The organism is Actinomadura sp. 3N508 (genome assembly GCF_044326375.1).
Taxonomy (GTDB): Bacteria; Actinomycetota; Actinomycetes; order Streptosporangiales; family Streptosporangiaceae; genus Spirillospora.
On the sequence record NZ_JBIRAX010000005.1, the window covers coordinates 492,073 to 510,627 of the forward strand.

An 18,555-nucleotide genomic window follows, 5' to 3' on the forward strand; every position below is an offset into this window, starting at 1 on the left:
CCGGGGCGGTAGTGTGGTGCGCGTGGCACTCGGCAAGGACTACGCGGCGCAGGACTGCTCCCTCGCCCGCGCCCTCGAGGTCGTGGGCGAGCGCTGGACATTGCTGATCGTCCGCGACGCCTTCTACGGCGTGCGCCGGTTCAACGACTTCCACGTCCATCTGGACGTCCCGCGCGCCGTGCTGTCCGCGCGCCTGCAGTCACTCGTCGAGACCGGCCTGCTGGCCAAGGAGGGCCACGACTACGTCCTGACGCAGATGGGGCGGGACCTGTGGCCCGTCGTCCACACGCTCGCCCGCTGGGCCGAGGACCACCTGTCGTCCGAGCCGACCCGCTACTTCATCCACATCGCCTGCGGCACCCGCATCGGACCGGACGGGACATGCGCCTCCTGCGAGCGCCACGTCCCCCCGGAAGACCTGGAGGTTCACGCCGGCCCCGGCGTGCGGCGCCGCACCGACCCGGTCAGCGTGATCCTGCGCTCCCCGCACCGCCTACTCGACCCGATCCGCACCTAGGAGTAGGTGCCGAGGGCGCGGGCGATCAGCTCGGCGACGGCGTCGGGATCGATGTGCTGGCCGGTGAGCCCGGCGAGGTTCTCCTGGTAGATCAGGACGGCGGTGAACGTCGCGGCGGCCGCCTCCAGCCGGGCCTGGTCGCCGCGGGCGCCGGGATGGGCCAGCTCCAGCGCGCGGCGCGCCCGCAGGAACACCTCGGAGTTCAGCCGCCCGAGCCGCTCCCGGACGGACTTGTGCGTGTCGGCCTCGCGGAACAGGATGCGGCGCATCGCGGGGGAGGCGTGCAGCGGCAGCCGCCGGGCCAGCCGCGACAGCGTGCCCGCCGGATCTCCGGGGACGGCCTCGACCGCGGCCTCCGGGCCGTCCGGCAGCTCCTCGACGAACGTCCGCTCGTCGACCAGCGCCACCAGGACGTCGATCTTCTGCGGGAAGTAGTGGAACACCAGGCCCTTCGGGACGTTCGCGTGCCCGGCGATCCGCGCGGTGGAGCTGGCCTCGTAGCCGCGGTCGGCGAACAGCGCCTCGGCGGCGTCCAGGATGCGGGTGCGGGAATCGGCCGCCCGCTCGCTCATCGGCTACCGTCCCCCCGCACGCCCGAGCGGTCCCGGGCGCGTGCGCGCCCGGGACCGTCCCGGAGTCTCGATCAGGCCGCGGCCTCGCCGCCGCGCGCCTGGGTGGCTCCCCACACGCCGACGATAGTAGCGACACCGCCCGTGATCCATGCCGTCCACGCGGCGGCGTCCGAGCCGTCGAACCCGAACGCCCACGGCGAGACGAAGATCAGCAGGGCGAACGCGGTCGCCGTCCAGGCCGTGGGGCCCGCGCTGCCGAGCAGCGCGTAGAGCCCGGCCATGGCGAGCAGCGCGCCGAGCACCATGAGCGGCTGCTGACCTGCGTTGTCGCCCCACAGTTCCGGGGCCAGGAGTGCGACGAGGCCGGCCAGGAAGGCCACCCCGTCCTGCCAGGCGAACTTCTGCATTCGGCCACCTCCGCGGGGTCGGGTCCGTTCTCCGTTCGGAATGGATCGTTCCCTGACTGACCGACCGGTCAACCTATCGCGACGGCCTGACCAGCCCCTCCTGGAGGTGACGACAACGGGACCGGAGGCCAGAGGTCAGTGGCCCCGGGCGATCCATTCGTCCAGGTGCGGGGCCTCCGCGCCGATGGTGGTGGAGTCGCCGTGGCCCGTCCGCACCTCGGTGCCGCCGGGCAGCGCCAGCAGCCTTTCGCGGATCGAGTCGATGATCGTCGGGAAGTCGGAGAACGAGCGCCCCGTCGCGCCGGGGCCGCCGTTGAACAGCGTGTCGCCGGAGAAGACCATCCCCAGGTCAGGCGCGTGAAGACAGACCGCGCCAGGGCTGTGGCCCGGCGTGTGCAGGACGGTCAACTCCGTGCCCGCCACCGAGATCACCTGCCCGTCGGACAGGTCGCCGTCGGGCGACGCGTCCGGATGCTTCTGCTTCCACAGCATCAGGTCGTCCGGGTGCAGCAACACAGGGGCGCCCGTGAGCGCCCTCAGCGCGGGCGCCGCGTCGATGTGGTCGTCGTGGCCGTGAGTGGACACGATCGCCACGAGCCGCCGCCCGCCGAGCGCCGCCGCGATCGCGCCCGCGTCGTGCGCGGCGTCGATCACGATCGCCTCGGTGTCGTCGCCGACGATCCAGACGTTGTTGTCGACGTCCCAGGTGCCGCCGTCCAGCGAGAACGTCCCGGACGTCACCAGGTGGTCGACACGGGCCGGCATCAGAGCATCACCACCGAGCGCAGCACGTCGCCGTGGTGCATCTTCTCGAACGCGGCCTCGACGGCGTCCAGCTCGATCGTCTCGGACACGAACGCGTCCAGATCAAGGCGTCCCTGCAGGTAGAGGTCGATGAGCATGGGGAAGTCGCGCGAGGGCAGGCAGTCGCCGTACCAGGACGACTTCAGCGAGCCGCCGCGCCCGAACACGTCCAGGAGCGGCAGGTCGAGCCGCATCTCCGGCGTCGGGACGCCCACGAGCACGACCGTCCCGGCGAGGTCGCGGGCGTAGAACGCCTGCTCGTAGGTCTCCGGACGGCCGACCGCGTCGATGACGACGTCCGCGCCGAACCCGCCGGTCAGCTCCCGGACCGTCTCGACGACGTCCTTGTCCTTCCCGTTGACGGTGTGCGTCGCGCCGAGCGAGGACGCGGTGGTGAGCTTCCGCTCGTCCAGGTCGACCGCGATGATCGTCGCCGCGCCCGCCAGCCGGGCGCCGAGCACGGCCGCCGAGCCGACGCCGCCGCACCCGATGACCGCGACCGAGTCGCCCCGCCCGACCCCGCCCGTGTTGATCGCCGCGCCGAGCCCCGCCATCACGCCGCACCCCAGCAGCCCGGCCACCTCCGGCTTCGCCGCGGGGTCGACCTTCGTGCACTGCCCGGCGGCGACGAGCGTCTTGTCGGCGAACGCGCCGATGCCGAGCGCGGGGGACAGCTCGGTGCCGTCCTCCAGCGTCATCTTCTGCGCGGCGTTGTGGGTGTTGAAGCAGTACCAGGGACGTCCGCGCAGGCAGGCGCGGCACTGCCCGCACACCGCACGCCAGTTCAGGACCACGAAGTCGCCGGGCTCCACCTCGGTCACGCCGTCGCCCACCGACTCGACCACCCCGGCGGCCTCATGCCCGAGCAGGAACGGGAACTCGTCGTTGATACCGCCCTCGCGGTAGTGCAGGTCGGTGTGGCAGACCCCGCACGCCTGAACCGCGACGACCGCCTCCCCGGGCCCGGGATCCGGGACGTTGATCGTCTCGATCCGCACCGGCTGCCCCTTGCCCGGTGCGACGACCCCGCGTACCTGCTGCGCCATGCTCGCGCCTCCCGTCCACTCGGTGTCCCACGACCCTATCCGGCAGGTCGCCGCGCACATCGGGACGGCCTACGAGCATGACCGTCACGGCGAGGCCGCGGGCGTAGGACACCTGAGGGGACTCTCGGTGATGATCCTTTTACGGTTTGCCAGCGGATGGATAGAAGCGTACGTTTATATGTGCGGCATGACGTGGGACATCAATCTGCACCCGGAGGTCGAAAGCTGGTTCTTGGATCTGTCCAAGAACGATGCGGAAAGTGCTGATCTTGTCGAAAAGGCGATCGACTACTTGGCCGAGTGCGGGCCTGCCCTCGGCCGGCCGATGGTGGATCGTATCCAGGGGAGCGCGGTTCACAATCTCAAGGAACTCAGACCTGGGTCCACTGGCATGAGTGAGGTGCGGATTCTGTTCGTCTTCGATCCGATTCGCGAAGCCATCCTCCTCGTGGCCGGTGATAAGTCCGGTCAGTGGAAGCGCTGGTACGAGCAGGCGATTCCGCTGGCTGAGGAGCGTTATCGCGAGCATCTGGAGAACTTGGAAGGGGGCCGGCGATGAGCGGCGACGCCGTCAGTTGGCGGGAGACGAAGGCCAAGAGGCGGGCGGCTCAGCCTGAGGTCACCGATGAGGAGTGGGCGGCGCGTGACGAGGCGGCGCGGTACGCGACCGAGGCGTACGTGCTCGGGTACCACCTGCGAGAGCTTCGGGTGGCCAGGGGCCTCACGCAGGCGGAGGTCGCCAAGCGGCTGGAGGTGTCCCAGGCGCGCGTCTCCCAGATCGAGCGCGGCAGGATCCACAACATGGAGGCGATCCGGGCCTATGCGGCGGCACTGGGGGCCCGGGTCTCGCTGGTGATCGAGTGGGAGGACGGGGTCATCAAGGTCGCCTGACGTCCGTCAGATGAAGTGGATGGTCTTGAGGCGGTCGGCGGCTTCGCGGTCCAGGATGGTGACGCCCTTCGCGGGGGGTAGGGGGGCGCCTTTGCGGGCTCGGTCGACCAGGGGGTACCAGCGGCGGCAGTGGCGGGCGAACGTGGCGGCGGTGACGACGCGGCCGCGGGCGACCTGGCCGGCGCGGGCCGTGCGGGGGTCCACGTCCAGGAGGATGAGGTGCAGCCAGTGGCCGCGCCGGCGGGCCAGCCAGGCGAACAGGTGCAGGATGTGCGGCCAGGTGCCGCGGGTGTGCGCGACGACGCCGTGGCCCGCGATGATCGCGCGGGCGATGCGCCACACGTGGGTGGCGTGGATCAGCGGGGTCCGCAGCCGGGCGGGCACGGGGCGCAGGATCCGCGCCCACCAGTTGCGCGCCTGGCGGGAGTCGATCACGCGGACGTCGCCCGCGGGGACGGGGGCCGTCTCGTCGCCGCGCAGGCCGTAGAGGCGATCGAGCAGGGTCGTCTTGCCGGCGCCGGGTAGGCCGGCGACGAGCACCAGGGAGCCCGCCGGGTAGCACAGGACGGGTCCCGGGTCCACCGCTTGAAGTTCGTGGATGGTCGTCTCCCGTGTCGGCCCCGAATGTGGTTGGAGCAACGAATGCTCACGAGCGCTTGTTCCGGCCGGGGCGTTCCGTCCCGATCGCAGGGCCGCTTGATCACCAGCCGCGGGAGCGCCATTCGGGGAGCGATGGGCGTTCGCGGCCGAGTGTCGAGTCCTTGCCGTGGCCGGGGTAGAACCAGGTGGCGTCCGGGAGCCGGTCGAACACGCGCTCCTCGACGTCGGCGAGCAGCTGCTTGAAGCGCGTCGGGTCGCCCCAGGTGTTGCCGACGCCGCCGGGGAACAGGCTGTCGCCGGTGAACAGGTGCGGGCGGTCGGCCAGCTCGCCGCCCGCGTCGTACAGCAGCGCGATCGAGCCGGGCGTGTGGCCGCGCAGGTGGATGACGTCGAGGGACGCGCGGCCTACGGTGATCGTGTCGCCCTGCTCGACCGGCTCCGTGACCGGCTCCGGCAGCGCCTCGACGTCGCGGGGATGAGCCACGACGGGCGCGCTCGTGGCGCGCACCACCTCGCTCAGCGCCATCCAGTGGTCCTGGTGGCGGTGCGTGGTGACGATCCGCGCGAGGGGCCCGTCGCCGATCAGCTCCAGCAGGCGGGACGCCTCGTTGGCCGCGTCGATGAGCAGCTGCTCGCCGGTGGCGGTGCAGCGCAGGATGTAGGCGTTGTTGTCGTACGGGCCGACCGCCACCTTCGTGACCGTCAGCCCCGGCAGCTCCCGCACGTCGGGACGGCCGCCGACGTCGACGTTCCCGGTGTAGGTCATGGGGGTCCTTCCCGTGGGTGGATGCGTGACCCATCTTCCATCATCGTCCGCCGGGCGTTGGCCGGTGGGCCGATGAGTCACCAGACGCAGCCGAACCGTGCGTTCACGGACGGACGTTACCGTCTTGCCGCCGCATGATGGTCAGTGGAAGATCGTGTCCACTGGTGAGGACGGTGAAGGTTGGTTACCGCATTCCGTCCCGGACCGGACAAGGAGACGCCCGAGGACCTCCTCGGGCACGCCTGTACGCTGGTCCGGCTCTGCGGCCGGGACTCCGCCATCGCGGCGGTGTTCCTCGCCCTGGTGCTGGCGGGGACCGCGTCCCGGCTGGCGGCCGGCCCGCCGGGGCCGGCGGCGCTCGCGCTGCTTCCGGTGCTGGCGGCGTCGTTCGCCGTCTCGGCCTCGTACGCGATCCGGTCGCGGCGGACGCTGCTGGCGGTGCTCGCCGGGGTCCGCGGCCGCACCGGCGCGCCGGTCGACCCGGGCGTACCGTGGACGCCGTTCGGGTCGGCGGCCGCGCTCGACGTCCGGGTCCGCGACGCGGAACTGCGGCGGCTGCTGTCGGCGGCGCACCGCTGCGGCGAGCTGTCCTGGCAGGCCGTCGCATGGGCGGCGGCGACGTCGGTGCTGTTCCTGTTCTGGACCATGGCGGCGGCGATGACGGGAGGGTGACCGGGTGACCGACGACGTTCCCGCCGAGGGGATGCCCCCCGCTCCGCGGTTCAGCCTGGACGTCCGGCCGGGCAGCTTCTGGGAGCGGCTGGCCCCGACCGACCGGCAGGCCCTGCGCGCCATGGGCCGCCGCACCGACATCCCGCCCGGCGGCATGCTGTGCCACCAGGGGTCGGTCGCGCCCGCCGTGTACGTGGTGTTCAAGGCGTCGCCGCGCGCCGCGAGCAACGCCGTCGCCAAGGAGTTCGTCGACTCCAGCGACGGCGACGAGTCGATCATCGATCTGTTCGGCGCCGGGGACATCGTCGGCGTTCTCGGCCCGTGGGGGCACCCGCAGCGCGGCACGGTCGCCGCGCTCGACCACGTCGCGGCGCTGCGGGTCGACCGCCGCAAGTTCCGCAGCCTGCTGGCCGCGAGCCCGCAGGTCGCCGAGGCGATGATGCACGCGATCTCCGAGAGCGTCACGTTCGGCGGGCGGCGGCACGCGGTCCGGGCCGCCGACCATCCGCAGCGGCTCGCCTACCACCTGCTGGAGCTGGCGCACCGGTTCGGCGAGCCCGCGCCCGGGCAGGGCACCCGGATCCCGCTGAAGCTCAGCCAGGCGGAGCTGGCGAACTGGGCGGGGATCTCGCGCGAGACGCTGGTGCGCTGGTTCCGGCTGTGGCGGTCCAGGGGCATCCTCGGCCAGCGGCCGCGGCCGCTGACCGTCCTCGACACCGAGCGGCTGCGCCGCGCCGCGAGCCCCTGGGGCGACGAGTGGCCCGCCGTCGAGCACGAGCCCGCGCGCGAGCCGGCGGCCGAGGCCGCCGCCGGGATCGCGGCGCGCGAGCCGGTGCGGCTGGCGGGCGGCGGGGCGCCGGAGGTCCTGCTGCCCCCCGACAACCCGTACTTCGCGGGCCGCGCGATCAGCCTCGGGAAGCTGGACCTGCTGGTGGGCCAGTCGGAGTGGCCGCGCGCCGTGATCGTGCAGGGGATGGCCGGGGTCGGCAAGACGACGCTGGCGCTGCACTGGGCGCACCGGGTCGTCGACCGGTTCCCCGACGGCGTCCTGTTCGCCGACCTGCGCGGCACGCGGCGCAGCCCCGTCACCCCGGCGGAGGCGATGGGGCAGGTGCTGCGCGCGGCGGGCGTGCCCGGCGACCAGCTTCCGCGGACGGAGGCCGAGCTCGCGGCGCAGTGCCGCTCGCTGCTCGCCGACCGGCGGATGCTGCTGATCCTCGACAACGCGTCCCGGCCCGAGCAGATCAGGCCGCTGCTGGCCGCGGCGACGTCCGGGCTGGTCGTCGTGACGAGCCGGCGGCGGCTGCCCGACCTCCTCGAAGGCGCCGACATCCGGACGCTCGAGCTGGGCGAGATGGCGCCGCAGGAGGCCGTCGACCTGATCTCCAACGTGCTCGGGCCTGGGGACGCCCGCGTCCGCGACGAGCACAAGGCCGTCGTGCGGCTCGCCCGCGAATGCGGCCACCTGCCGCTCGCGCTCGGCGTCATGGCGGGGCGGCTGGCCGAGAACCCCGGCGAGTCCATCGCGGCGACCGTCCGGCAGCTGGCCGAGCGGGACGCGCAGGACGCGCCCGGCCTCACGGGCGCCGGGCTGAGCGAGGGCGCCTCGCACGGCGCGTCCGGGCCCGGGTTGCAGGCCGTGCTGAGCCCGACGTTCGACGTCGCCTACCGCAGCCTGCGCGGCGACCAGCGGGAGGCGTTCCGCAGGCTCGGCCTCATCACCGGCCCCGACTTCACCCCCGCCGCGCTCGCCGCCCTCCAGGACCGGACGGTCGACGAGGCCCGCGAATGCCTGGAGGGGCTGCGGCAGGCGTACCTCGTCCAGGACGTCCGGCCCGGCCGGTACCGGATGCACGACCTGCTGCGCGACTTCGCCCGCGAGCGCGGCCTGCGGGAGGACTCCGACGGCGAGCAGATGGCGGCGCAGCGGCGGCTGCTGGCCGGATACCTCGCCGAGGCGCGCGGGGCGGGCGCGGCGCTGGCGATGCGGCCCCGCCCGGCGGTGCACCGGAGGGAGGCGCGCAGCCGCCCGTCCACGCCCGCCGAGCGCGTGGCCGGGCTCGCCTGGTTCGAGTCCGAGCGGCGCAACCTCGTCGCCGCCGTCCACCAGGCCGCCCGGCTCGGCCTGCACCGCACGTGCTGGGAGCTCGCCGACGCCCTCTTCGACTTCCAGGAGTTCCGGCGCTACAGCGAGGACAACATCGCCGTCCACCAGGCGGGCCTGCACGCGGCCCGCACCGAGGAGGACTGGGCCGCGGCGGCCGTCATGCTGCACAACCTGGCCATGGCGCACTTCGAGCTGGGCGGGTCCGTCCAGGCCATCGGGTACGGGGAGGACGCGCGGCGCGGGTTCCGGGCCGTCGACCCGCCCGACCGGTACGGGGAGGCCGTCACCTTCGCGACCCTCGCCGACGTGCACGTGGCGCTGGGCCGCTACCTGACGGCGATCGACCACGCGCGCCGGTCCCTGAGCATCCACGAGCGGCTGCGCGACGAAGGAGGACACCAGGGGGACAGGGGAGTCGCCAAGGGGCACGACACCCTCGCCCGCGCCTACCTGGGCCTGGCCGACTACGAGAAGGCCCTCGACCACGCCGCCAAGGCGCTGGGCGTGCGGCGCCGTGTCGACGACCAGCCGGGCGTGGCGGAGACGCTGCTCACGGTCGCGCAGGTCCATCGGCGGCAGGGGAACGTCCACGAGGCGGTCTCGCACGCGCTGGAGGCCCTCTACATCCGGCAGGAACTCGCCGACATGCACGGCGCCGCGCAGGCGCTCACGGAACTGGCGCGCATGAACGCCGCGCTCGGCCTGCGCGACATGGCCCAGCAGGACGCCGAACAGGCTCTGCGCACCTACCGCGCCCTAGGGGCACGCCACGGCGAGGCGCGTACGCTGACCACGCTCGGCATGCTCATGTGCGACGCCACCAGGTTCGCCGAGGCGTTCACCTACTGCGGGCAGGCGCTGCGCCTGCACCGCGACACCAGCGACCGGCACGGCGAGGCGGAGGCGCTCGCGCAGATCGGGATCGTCCACTGGCGGCTCGGCCGGTACCGGGAGGCGCGCGAGCACCTGCTGCGCGCCGTGGAGATCCGCCGCGAGATCGGTGACCAGCACGGCGAGGCCCACGACCTGGAGCACCTGTCGGTGGTCATGCGCCGCCTCAGCCGCCACCAGGAGGCGTTCGTCCTCGGGCTGGAGGCCCTCGACCTGTGGCACCAGCTCGGCGCGCAGGGCGGCCTCGCCGGGACGCTCGGCAGCCTCGCCCGCACCTACTCCCACCTCGGCCTGCCCGAGGACGCCGAGCGCGCCGCGCGCCAGGCGCTGAAGATCCGCGAAGACGGCGGCGACTGGTACGGCCTCGGCGTCGGCAAGGACACCCTCGCCGCCGTGCTCCGCCGCGCCGGTCGCCCCGAGGAGGCCCTGGAGCGGGAACTGGAGGCGCTGCGTTACCTGCGCGAGGTCGGCGACCGGCACTCCGAGGGCACGGCGCTCGTCCACCTCGCCGTGATCCACCTCGACCTCGGCCACGCCGACGAGGCCCTGGAGACCGGGCGGCGGGCCCTCGACCTCGCGGCCGAACTCGGCGACACCCGCGAGCAGGCGTACGCGCTGCACACCATGGCCCGCGCGTCGCAGCTGCTCGGCAAGCACGCCCGCGCCGTCGAGCACGTCAACGCCGAAATCGTCATCCGCCGCGACATGGACGACCAGCGGGGCCTGCGGCGCGCGCTGGAGCTGCTCCGCGACTCCCATCTCGCGCTCGGCGACCGGGCCGCGGCGGACGACTGCGTCCGCCGCGTCCGCGCCCTCGACAGCTGGCTCGAATCGGACCGGTCGCTCGATGTGTGACATCGGGCCTATGAGACGTGTGACATAAGCCCTACGACATGTGACATAAGACCTAGTCCATCTGCGCAGCGCCGCGTTCACTGGACCTTGACGGACCGCGCGGGGCTCTGTCCCGGCCGGGGTTCGGTGGAGGAGGCGAGATGGAGACCACCCGGTTCTGGGACGTGCTGCCCGCGCGCGCCCGGGAGGCGCTGCTGCGGGCGGGGGCCCCGGTGGTGATCAGGCCGGGCGCGTTCCTCATGCGCGAGCACACCCGCGCGTCCCAGGTCTTCGTGCTGCGCGCCGGCGCCGTGAAGGTATGGGTGGACCGCGACGGCGACATGGCCATCCTGGACGTCCTCGGCCCCGGCGACCTGGTCGGGGAGATGGAGGCCGTGGACGGCGGCATCCGGCACGCCAACGTCGAGGCGATGACCCGCGTCGAGGCGCTCGTGCTGCCCGCCGCGCGGTTCCGGGCCGTCCTGGACGCGCACCCCGGCTCGGTGTGGGCGGTCGCCGCCGTCCTGTCCGAGCGGCTCCGCGACTCCAACGACATGCGCGTCGCGCACTTCCCCGACGACCCCGAACGGCGCCTCGCGACCCGGCTGCTGCGCCTGGTGTCGCGCTTCGGCTCCCCGGTCAAGGAGGAACGCCCGGACGGCGCCCCCGATGGCGTCCCCCTGGAGCGGGACGCCGTGCCGGACGAGGGCGGCGTCCAGGTCAGGGTGCCCGTCTCCCAGCAGGATCTCGGCCGCTGGGCGGGCATGGGCCGCCGGAAGGTCGCGCAGATCCTCGCCGCAGAACCCGTCCGCGGCGGGCTGACCGTGGCCCGGAACTCGATCGTCGTCCGCTCGGTCGACGCGCTGCACCGGCTCGCGGGCCACGACACGGATTAACCGTCCTCCAGCCCCCACCCACCACCATTCAACGGACGAGCTCCGCTCGGCTGACCGTCCTCCAGCCCCCAACGAGCTGACCGTTAGAACCCGGTGGTCTCGTGCGGCCAGGGCGGCGGGACCGGGAGCGGGCCGTCCGGGCGGAGGCTCACCCCGGCGCCGTCGGAACGGCCGCTCAGCCAGCCGAGCAGCGCCCGCCCCGACCCGGACGCCTCCGCCCCGCCGGGCGCCCAGCCCAGATCGGCGGACTCGCCGGAGTCGGTCGCGGTGATCCGGAGCCCGGCGAGCTCGCCGCGCAGCTTCTCGGGCAGCGCGGCCATGTCCGTCAGCGTCCGGCCGAGCGCCCAGCGGACGTAGGGCTCGGGCCAGTCGGCGGGCCCGTACCCGGCGGCGAGGTCGACGTGGTGCGCCTCCACCTCGTGCCAGCGCCGGTACAGCACGTACCAGGCGGGGTGCGGCCAGCCCTGCATCGCCTTCACTTGAGCGTTCCACGCGTCCTCTGGCATCGCGCGGGCCAGCTCGGTGAACCGGGCCTGTGTCGCGCGGACGTCCTCGATCAGCTCGTCGCGCCCGCGTCCGGCGCCCGCCTCAAGGTCGGCGTTGCGGGCCTCCATGCTCGGGTACTGCGGGATCTGCACGCCCGTCCGCGCCCATTCGAGGAGATTCCACAGCGAATCGGCGTTGCGGGCGATGTGGGTCGCCACATGGCCGCGGCTCCACCCCGGCAGCGCCGACGGGGCGCGCAGATCCCGGTCGCTCAGCTCGGACAGCGACCCGATGATCCGTTCCACGCCCGGACCCAGCTCGTCGATGACCTCGCGCCATGCCGGCCAAGTCATGAGACCCTCCCTCGCCCGAAAAGAGCCTCCATCCTGTCGCACCCGTGCGCGCCGTGTCACACAATGGTGATCATGGAGCTTCCGATCTGCCTGACCTGCGGCGTCCAGTACGCCGGGCCCCGCCCCGACTGCCCGATCTGCGAGGACGAGCGCCAGTACGTCGGCTGGGACGGCCAGCGCTGGACGACCCTGGACGAGCTGCGCACCGGCCACCGCGGCAAGATCGCCGAGGAGGGCCCGGACGTCGTCGGGATCGGCTGCGAGCCGGCCACCGCCATCGGCCAGCGGGCCCTGCTGGTGCGCGCGCCGTCCGGGAACGTCCTCTGGGACTCGATCACCTACATCGACGACGACCTCATCCGCCAGGTCAGCGACCTGGGCGGGATCTCGGCGATCGCGATCAGCCACCCGCACTTCTACGGCAGCATGATCGAGTGGGCGCACGCGTTCGACGCGCCCGTCTACATCCACGAGGCCGACCGCCGCTGGGTGGCCCGGCCGGACGACGCCGTCGTCTACTGGACGGGCGACACCCACGAGCTGGCCGACGGCCTCACCCTCGTCAACGCGGGCGTGCACTTCGACGGCGGCCAGGTCCTGCACTGGCGCGACGCCCGCGCGGTGTTCTCCGGCGACATCCTCCAGGTCGTCAACGACCGCGACTGGGTCAGCTTCATGTACTCGTACCCGAACCTCATTCCGGAGCGGCCGCGTACCGTCCGCCGCGCGCTGCGCCTGCTGGAGCCCTACGACTTCGACCGCGTCTACGGCGCCTGGTGGCGGAAGATCGTCTACACGGACGGCAAGCAGGCCGTCCAGCGTTCCGCCGACCGCTACCTGACCTACGCCCTCGACGACGAGTAGCGGGCGCGCGGGGGCGTTCCGGTGGCGGGTGGTGTTCGAACACGTGTACGGTGCGAGAGTGCCGCCCGGACGGGCGGGGAGCATCGTGAAATGCGGCGGCGACCGCCGCTGTTACAGCCTCGGGGGATTCTGTCGTACCCCCTGGCTAGCCTTGAGACCGACATGTCTCTCCCCATCGCCGCGCCCCAGAACAGGAACCGGAAGAACGCCGTGCATGACCGACTCATCGTGCGTGGAGCACGCGAGCACAACCTGAAGGACGTCTCGCTCGACCTCCCGCGGGACTCCCTGATCGTGTTCACCGGTCTGTCGGGCTCCGGGAAGTCGAGCCTGGCGTTCGACACGATCTTCGCGGAGGGCCAGCGCCGGTACGTGGAGTCGCTGTCGGCCTACGCCCGCCAGTTCCTCGGGCAGATGGACAAGCCCGACGTCGACTTCATCGAGGGCCTGTCCCCGGCGGTGTCGATCGACCAGAAGTCGACCAGCAAGAACCCCCGGTCGACGGTCGGCACGATCACCGAGGTCTACGACTACCTGCGGCTTCTGTACGCGCGGATCGGGCACCCGCACTGCCCGGAGTGCGGCCGCCCGATCAGCCGGCAGGCGCCGCAGCAGATCGTCGACAAGGTCCTGGAGCTGGAGCCCGGCGCCCGCTTCCAGGTGCTCGCGCCCGTGATCCGCGGGCGCAAGGGCGAGTACCTGGAGCTGTTCCGCGAGCTCCAGTCCAAGGGCTACTCCCGCGCCCTGGTCGACGGCGAGATGATCCGCCTCGACGAGCCGCCCAAGCTGAAGAAGCAGGAGAAGCACGACATCTCCATCGTGGTCGACCGGCTCTCCGTGAAGGACTCGGCCCGGCAGCGGCTCGCCGACTCGGTGGAGACCGCGCTCGGCCTCGCGGGCGGCACGATCGTCCTCGACTTCGTCGACCTGCCCGAAGGCGACGAGCACCGCACCCGCATGTACTCCGAGCACCTCTACTGCCCCTACGACGACCTGTCGTTCGAGGAGCTGGAGCCGCGGTCGTTCTCGTTCAACTCGCCCTACGGCGCCTGCCCCGACTGCACCGGCCTCGGCACCCGCATGGAGGTCGACCCCGAGCTCGTCATCCCGGACGAGGAGCTCAGCCTCGGCGAGGGCGCCATCCAGCCCTGGTCGAACGGGCACGTCAGCGACTACTTCCTGCGGCTGCTGTCCGCGCTCGGCGACGCCATGGGCTTCGACCTGAACACGCCGTGGGACCGGCTGCCCGCCAAGGCGCGCAAGGCGATCCTGAACGGGCACGAGACCCAGGTCCACGTCCGCTACAAGAACCGCTACGGCCGGACGAGGTCGTACTACACGTCCTACGAGGGCGTGATCCCGTACATCCACCGCCGCCACGCCGAGTCCGAGAGCGACTCCAGCCGGGAGAAGCTCGAGGGCTACATGCGGGAGATCCCGTGCCCGACGTGCGAGGGCGCCCGGCTCAAGCCGGTCGTGCTCGCCGTCACCATGGGCGGGATGTCGATCGCCGAGGTCGCCGCGATGCCGATCGGCGAGGCCGCGAAGTTCCTCCTCGCGATGGAGCTGAACGAGCGCGAGACGCACATCGCCGAGCGCGTCCTCAAGGAGATCAACGCGCGGCTCGGCTTCCTGCTCGACGTCGGCCTCGACTACCTCACCCTCGACCGCGCGTCCGCGACGCTCGCGGGCGGCGAGGCGCAGCGCATCCGGCTCGCGACGCAGATCGGGTCCGGGCTGGTCGGCGTCCTGTACGTGCTGGACGAGCCGTCCATCGGCCTGCACCAGCGCGACAACCACCGGCTGCTGGAGACGCTGATCCGGCTCCGCGACATGGGCAACACGCTGATCGTCGTCGAGCATGACGAGGACACCATCGAGGCCGCAGACTGGATCGTCGACATCGGCCCCCGCGCGGGCGAGCACGGCGGCGAGATCGTCGTGTCCGGCACGCTGGACGAGCTGAAGAAGTCCGAGCGCTCGCTGACCGGCGCGTACCTCGACGGGCGCCGCGAGATCGGCGTCCCGGAGATCCGCCGCCCGCGGACCCGGGGCCGCGAGGTCACCGTCAAGGGCGCCCAGCAGAACAACCTCCGCGACGTCGACGTGTCGTTCCCGCTCGGCGTCTTCACCGCCGTGACCGGCGTGTCCGGCTCCGGCAAGTCGACGCTGGTCAACGACATCCTCTACAACGCGCTCGCGAAGAAGCTGAACGGCGCGAAGACCGTCCCGGGCAAGCACAAGCGCGTCAACGGCGTCGACCAGCTCGACAAGGTCGTGCACGTCGACCAGTCGCCGATCGGGCGCACCCCGCGCTCCAACCCGGCGACCTACACCGGCGTGTTCGACCACATCCGCAAGCTGTTCGCGCAGACCACCGAGGCGAAGGTGCGCGGCTACCAGCCGGGCCGGTTCTCCTTCAACGTCAAGGGCGGGCGCTGCGAGAACTGCTCCGGCGACGGCACCATCAAGATCGAGATGAACTTCCTGCCGGACGTCTACGTCCCCTGCGAGGTCTGCCACGGCGCCCGCTACAACCGGGAGACGCTGGAGGTCCACTACAAGGGCAAGACGATCTCCGAGGTGCTCGACATGCCGATCGAGCAGGCCACGACGTTCTTCGAGCCCGTCACCGCGATCCACCGGCATCTGAAGACGCTCAACGACGTCGGGCTCGGATACGTCCGGCTCGGCCAGCCCGCCCCGACCCTGTCGGGCGGCGAGGCGCAGCGCGTCAAGCTGGCGTCGGAGCTGCAGAAGCGCTCCACCGGCCGGACGATCTACGTGCTGGACGAGCCGACCACCGGCCTGCACTTCGAGGACATCCGCAGGCTCCTCGGCGTCCTGAACGGCCTGGTCGACAAGGGCAACACCGTGATCGTCATCGAGCACAACCTGGACGTCATCAAGACCGCCGACTGGATCATCGACATGGGCCCCGAGGGTGGCTCCCGCGGCGGCACCGTCGTCGCCACCGGCACCCCCGAAGATGTGGCGGCGGTGGAGGCGAGCCACACCGGCCAGTTCCTCGCCAAGCTCCTCTCCTGACCGGCGACCGGTTCGGGACACGCCCGAAATTTCTCCGGGATCGCTGAACCATCCGGGTGGGCACGGCCGTGTTGTGGGGTGAGGCGCTGAAAGGCGCGTCCCGCAGGAGGAGAAGGCCGCCCGGAAACGGGCGGGAAGGCGCACCGGAGGGCGGCCGCGGTCTCCATCTCGCCGCCGCTGACGGGGGAGCGGCGGGGCGGGCTCCGTCCGAACGCGGGACCGGCCGGGCCGGCGGCGTGCGGGGACATCCCCGCGGGCAGGGACGCCGCGGGTCCGGTCCGCCGGTGCCGGGCCCCTCCCGGTCAAGGCGGAGGGGCCTCCCGGACGGCAAGGCGGGACAGCGATCCGGCGCGCCCGCCGAGGCCCAGGTGCCGGCTCCCGGCAGGCCGGAGTGCCGGCTGTGGGCGTGTCCAGGAGGGCTCTGGGCGGGTCGCCGCAGGTCGCGGGCCGCCGTCCAGGATCATGGACCGTATGACCAACGCTGAGGGGATCGGCCGCCGCACGGTGCTGTGCGGGGCCGGAGTCGCCGGAGTCGCCGCGCTGGCCGGGTGCGGCGGCGACAAGGAGAAGTCCGCCGAGGAGCTCAAGGGCAAGGAGATCGCCAAGGTCGCCGACGTCCCGGTCGGCGGCGGGAAGATCAACACGACGGAGAAGATCGTGGTGACGCAGCCGAGCCAGGGCGTCTACAAGGCGTTCACGGCGGTCTGCACGCACCAGGGCTGCACCGTCGGCGGCGTCGCCAACGGCCTGATCAAGTGCGACTGCCACGGCAGCGAGTTCAAGATCGCGGACGGGGCGGTCCAGCGCGGCCCGGCCGACAAGCCGCTGAAGGAGTATCCGGTGCAGGTCAAGGGCGGTGGGATCGTCGTCACCTGATCATCGGCGTCCGGTGAAACTGGTTCGGAATTGAACCATCTCGGTGACGCGTACGTGCTCCCAGGTGACGTACCGGAATCGAGATGTCACCGGAGGGCGAGCATGCCAGAGGGGTCCGAGACGCGACTGGACGGGACGGAGCAGGCGCCGGGGGACGCGGCGGCCGGGGGAGGCACCCGCAGAAACCTGCTCATCGGAGCGGGCCTCGCGGGCGTCGCCGGGCTGGCCGCGGCCTGCGGCGGCTCCGGCGACGACGACGCGGGCGGCTCGGCGGACACCGGCACGGGCGGCGGCTCGGGTGGCGGCGAGCAGACCGGCGGTGGTGGCGGTGGTGGCGGCGGGGGCACGGCCCTCGCGGCGGCCGCCGACATCCCGGTCGGCGGCGGCAAGATCTTCAAGGACGCCGAGGTCGTGGTGTGCCAGCCGGCGCAGGGCGAGTTCAAGGCGTTCTCGTCCGCCTGCACGCACCGCGGCTGCGCCGTCGGCTCGGTGTCCGGCGGCACGATCAACTGCCACTGCCACGGCAGCAAGTTCAAGATCACGGACGGTTCGGTGGCGAACCCGCCCGCCGACAAGCCGCTGGCGGAGAAGAAGATCAACGTCCAGGGCGGGCAGATCACGCTCGCCTGATCGTCTTCGCGTGCGCCGGGCCGTCCTCGCCGGGGACGGCCCGGCCGCCGTCACGGCCGCCGTCCCCACCGCCGTCACGGCCACCATCCCGGCTACGGGCCAAGTCACCGGCCAGGTCACCGTCCCCGCCCGCGTCGTCCCCGGGTCGGGTGGGCTCCGGCAGCCCGACGCGGATGCGGGGGAGCGCCTCGGGATAGTGGTGGCGGATGTGGGAGATGAGATGCTCGCGCACGTCGCAGCGCAGGTCCCAGGTGCTGGCCGAGTCCGCCGCGCTCATCATCGCGCGGATCGTGACCAGCCCGTTCGGCTGGACGTCCACCGCCTGCAGGATCCATTCGCGCCGGTCCCACAGCGGGTTGTCGCGCAGCGCCGCGTACAGCTCGGCCCGCAGCTCCTCGATCGGGACCGACCAGTCGACGTGCAGGTCCACCGAGCCGAGCAGCCGGGACGAGTGCCGCGTCCAGTTCTCGAACGGCTGCTCGGTGAAGTACGACACCGGGAAGATCATCCGCCGGTCGTCCCAGAGCCGCAGCGACACGTAGGACAGGGTCAGCTCCTCGACCAGCCCCCACTCGCCCTGCACGACGACGACGTCGTCCAGCCGCAGCGCGTCGCTGAACGCCAGCTGCAGCCCGGCGAGCAGGTTGCCCAGCACCGGCCGCGCCGCGATGCCGACGACCAGCCCGGCGACGCCCGCCGACGCCAGCACCCCGGCGCCGACCGCGCGCACCCCCGGGAAGGTGAACAGCGCGGCGCCGAGCGCCAGGACCACGATCAGCACGGTCGCGATGCGGCGCAGCAGCAGCATCTGCGTGCGGGCCTTCCTGGCCCGCCGGTTGCGCTCGCCCTCGATCCGCATCAGCCGGTCGAGCGGCGGGTCGCTCAGCGCGTAGCCGATGCGCAGCACCAGCCACGTCGTCGTGCCGATCGCCGCGATCCGCAGCACCTGCCGGACCGCGTCCTCCGCCGGGTCGGCGAGCAGCCGGAACGGCATCGCCGTGCTGCACCCCACGACGGCGGCGAACGCGAACGCGGGCGCGGCGACCCGCCGGGCGGCCAGCCCGGCGCCCGGCCAGCGCGCCGACAGGCGTCCGGCCAGCAGCCGCCGCCCCGCCTCCACGACGATCACGGCCGCGGCGACCGCCGCCGCCAGGACGATCCAGGCCCAGAACGCGGACACGTTCGCTCCGACCTCCTCCCACCGGACTCGGCACTCTCTTCCGACGTTCTCTTTCCCAGCGTTTTGCGATCATGTGAAACGACCGGCGAGATCTCTGTCACCTGCGGAGACATCA

At 72.5% G+C, this 18,555-nt stretch carries 18 protein-coding genes; 10 read left to right on the forward strand and 8 right to left on the reverse strand.

Features of this window, described 5'->3' with window-relative positions:
* The first annotated feature begins 22 nt into the window (after nucleotides 1–22).
* Nucleotides 23–517: a winged helix-turn-helix transcriptional regulator gene (locus tag ACH34S_RS20990; protein WP_395954384.1), complete on the forward strand. Its 495-nt coding sequence runs from the start codon at nucleotides 23–25 to the stop codon at nucleotides 515–517.
* Here the strand turns inward: ACH34S_RS20990 and ACH34S_RS20995 are convergent.
* The 4 genes from ACH34S_RS20995 to ACH34S_RS21010 all read right to left on the reverse strand — a co-directional run bounded on the left by ACH34S_RS20995 (nucleotide 514) and on the right by ACH34S_RS21010 (nucleotide 3,346).
* A complete protein-coding gene (locus ACH34S_RS20995) occupies nucleotides 514–1,089 on the reverse strand; it encodes a TetR/AcrR family transcriptional regulator (RefSeq protein WP_395954385.1) in 576 nt (191 codons plus the stop codon). The two genes, ACH34S_RS20990 and ACH34S_RS20995, sit on opposite strands and share 4 nt — an antisense overlap.
* Nucleotides 1,090–1,160: 71 nt before the next feature.
* On the reverse strand, nucleotides 1,161–1,496 hold the full coding sequence (locus ACH34S_RS21000) for an SPW repeat protein (RefSeq protein WP_131962309.1): 336 nt from the start codon (nucleotides 1,494–1,496) through the stop codon (nucleotides 1,161–1,163).
* Nucleotides 1,497–1,631: 135 nt separating this feature from the next.
* Nucleotides 1,632–2,264: an MBL fold metallo-hydrolase gene (locus ACH34S_RS21005; RefSeq protein ID WP_395954549.1), complete on the reverse strand. Its 633-nt coding sequence runs from the start codon at nucleotides 2,262–2,264 to the stop codon at nucleotides 1,632–1,634.
* Nucleotides 2,261–3,346: an S-(hydroxymethyl)mycothiol dehydrogenase gene (locus ACH34S_RS21010; protein ID WP_395954386.1), complete on the reverse strand. Its 1,086-nt coding sequence runs from the start codon at nucleotides 3,344–3,346 to the stop codon at nucleotides 2,261–2,263. Before ACH34S_RS21010 ends, ACH34S_RS21005 begins: the two co-directional genes overlap by 4 nt.
* 22 nt (nucleotides 3,347–3,368) lie before the next feature.
* On the opposite strand from ACH34S_RS21010, the gene ACH34S_RS21015 reads away from it, so the two are divergent.
* Nucleotides 3,369–3,905 (forward strand): type II toxin-antitoxin system RelE/ParE family toxin, encoded by a 537-nt coding sequence (locus tag ACH34S_RS21015; protein ID WP_395954387.1) that lies wholly within the window; start codon nucleotides 3,369–3,371, stop codon nucleotides 3,903–3,905.
* Nucleotides 3,902–4,237 (forward strand): helix-turn-helix transcriptional regulator, encoded by a 336-nt coding sequence (locus tag ACH34S_RS21020; RefSeq protein WP_395954388.1) that lies wholly within the window; start codon nucleotides 3,902–3,904, stop codon nucleotides 4,235–4,237. The genes ACH34S_RS21015 and ACH34S_RS21020 overlap by 4 nt, the downstream gene beginning before the upstream one ends.
* 6 nt (nucleotides 4,238–4,243) lie before the next feature.
* Here the strand turns inward: ACH34S_RS21020 and ACH34S_RS21025 are convergent, their stop codons facing one another.
* Nucleotides 4,244–4,819: an AAA family ATPase gene (locus tag ACH34S_RS21025; protein ID WP_395954389.1), complete on the reverse strand. Its 576-nt coding sequence runs from the start codon at nucleotides 4,817–4,819 to the stop codon at nucleotides 4,244–4,246.
* Between the two features lie 118 nt (nucleotides 4,820–4,937).
* On the reverse strand, nucleotides 4,938–5,603 hold the full coding sequence (locus tag ACH34S_RS21030; protein ID WP_395954390.1) for an MBL fold metallo-hydrolase: 666 nt from the start codon (nucleotides 5,601–5,603) through the stop codon (nucleotides 4,938–4,940).
* Nucleotides 5,604–5,783: 180 nt separating this feature from the next.
* Here ACH34S_RS21030 and ACH34S_RS21035 point away from each other — a divergent pair, with 180 nt between their 5' ends.
* The 3 genes from ACH34S_RS21035 (at nucleotide 5,784) to ACH34S_RS21045 (ending at nucleotide 11,003) form a co-directional block, all read left to right on the forward strand.
* Nucleotides 5,784–6,275: a hypothetical protein gene (locus ACH34S_RS21035; protein WP_395954391.1), complete on the forward strand. Its 492-nt coding sequence runs from the start codon at nucleotides 5,784–5,786 to the stop codon at nucleotides 6,273–6,275.
* A 4-nt stretch (nucleotides 6,276–6,279) separates the two neighbouring features.
* On the forward strand, nucleotides 6,280–10,128 hold the full coding sequence (locus ACH34S_RS21040; protein WP_395954392.1) for a tetratricopeptide repeat protein: 3,849 nt from the start codon (nucleotides 6,280–6,282) through the stop codon (nucleotides 10,126–10,128).
* A gap of 140 nt (nucleotides 10,129–10,268) precedes the next feature.
* Nucleotides 10,269–11,003 carry a Crp/Fnr family transcriptional regulator gene (locus ACH34S_RS21045; RefSeq protein WP_395954393.1) on the forward strand — a complete coding sequence of 245 codons (735 nt, stop codon included), beginning with the start codon at nucleotides 10,269–10,271 and terminating at the stop codon, nucleotides 11,001–11,003.
* A gap of 83 nt (nucleotides 11,004–11,086) precedes the next feature.
* Here ACH34S_RS21045 and ACH34S_RS21050 read toward each other — a convergent pair whose 3' ends face one another.
* A complete protein-coding gene (locus ACH34S_RS21050; protein WP_395954394.1) occupies nucleotides 11,087–11,842 on the reverse strand; it encodes a maleylpyruvate isomerase family mycothiol-dependent enzyme in 756 nt (251 codons plus the stop codon).
* A 72-nt stretch (nucleotides 11,843–11,914) separates the two neighbouring features.
* Between ACH34S_RS21050 and ACH34S_RS21055 the strand changes: the two genes are divergently transcribed.
* The 4 genes from ACH34S_RS21055 to ACH34S_RS21070 all read left to right on the forward strand — a co-directional run bounded on the left by ACH34S_RS21055 (nucleotide 11,915) and on the right by ACH34S_RS21070 (nucleotide 17,260).
* The gene (locus ACH34S_RS21055; RefSeq protein WP_395954395.1) at nucleotides 11,915–12,706 is read left to right on the forward strand and encodes an MBL fold metallo-hydrolase; all 792 of its coding nucleotides are present in this window, start codon (nucleotides 11,915–11,917) and stop codon (nucleotides 12,704–12,706) included.
* A 210-nt stretch (nucleotides 12,707–12,916) separates the two neighbouring features.
* The gene (uvrA, locus tag ACH34S_RS21060; RefSeq protein ID WP_395954396.1) at nucleotides 12,917–15,754 is read left to right on the forward strand and encodes an excinuclease ABC subunit UvrA; all 2,838 of its coding nucleotides are present in this window, start codon (nucleotides 12,917–12,919) and stop codon (nucleotides 15,752–15,754) included.
* A gap of 471 nt (nucleotides 15,755–16,225) precedes the next feature.
* Nucleotides 16,226–16,630, forward strand: a complete 405-nt coding sequence (locus tag ACH34S_RS21065) for a Rieske (2Fe-2S) protein (RefSeq protein ID WP_395954397.1) — start codon at nucleotides 16,226–16,228, stop codon at nucleotides 16,628–16,630.
* 102 nt (nucleotides 16,631–16,732) lie between these two features.
* On the forward strand, nucleotides 16,733–17,260 hold the full coding sequence (locus ACH34S_RS21070; RefSeq protein WP_395954398.1) for a Rieske (2Fe-2S) protein: 528 nt from the start codon (nucleotides 16,733–16,735) through the stop codon (nucleotides 17,258–17,260).
* Here ACH34S_RS21070 and ACH34S_RS21075 read toward each other — a convergent pair.
* Nucleotides 17,247–18,440, reverse strand: coding sequence for a mechanosensitive ion channel family protein (locus tag ACH34S_RS21075; protein WP_395954399.1), 1,194 nt, complete (start codon nucleotides 18,438–18,440; stop codon nucleotides 17,247–17,249). The two genes, ACH34S_RS21070 and ACH34S_RS21075, sit on opposite strands and share 14 nt — an antisense overlap.
* Between the last annotated feature and the right edge of the window lie 115 nt (nucleotides 18,441–18,555).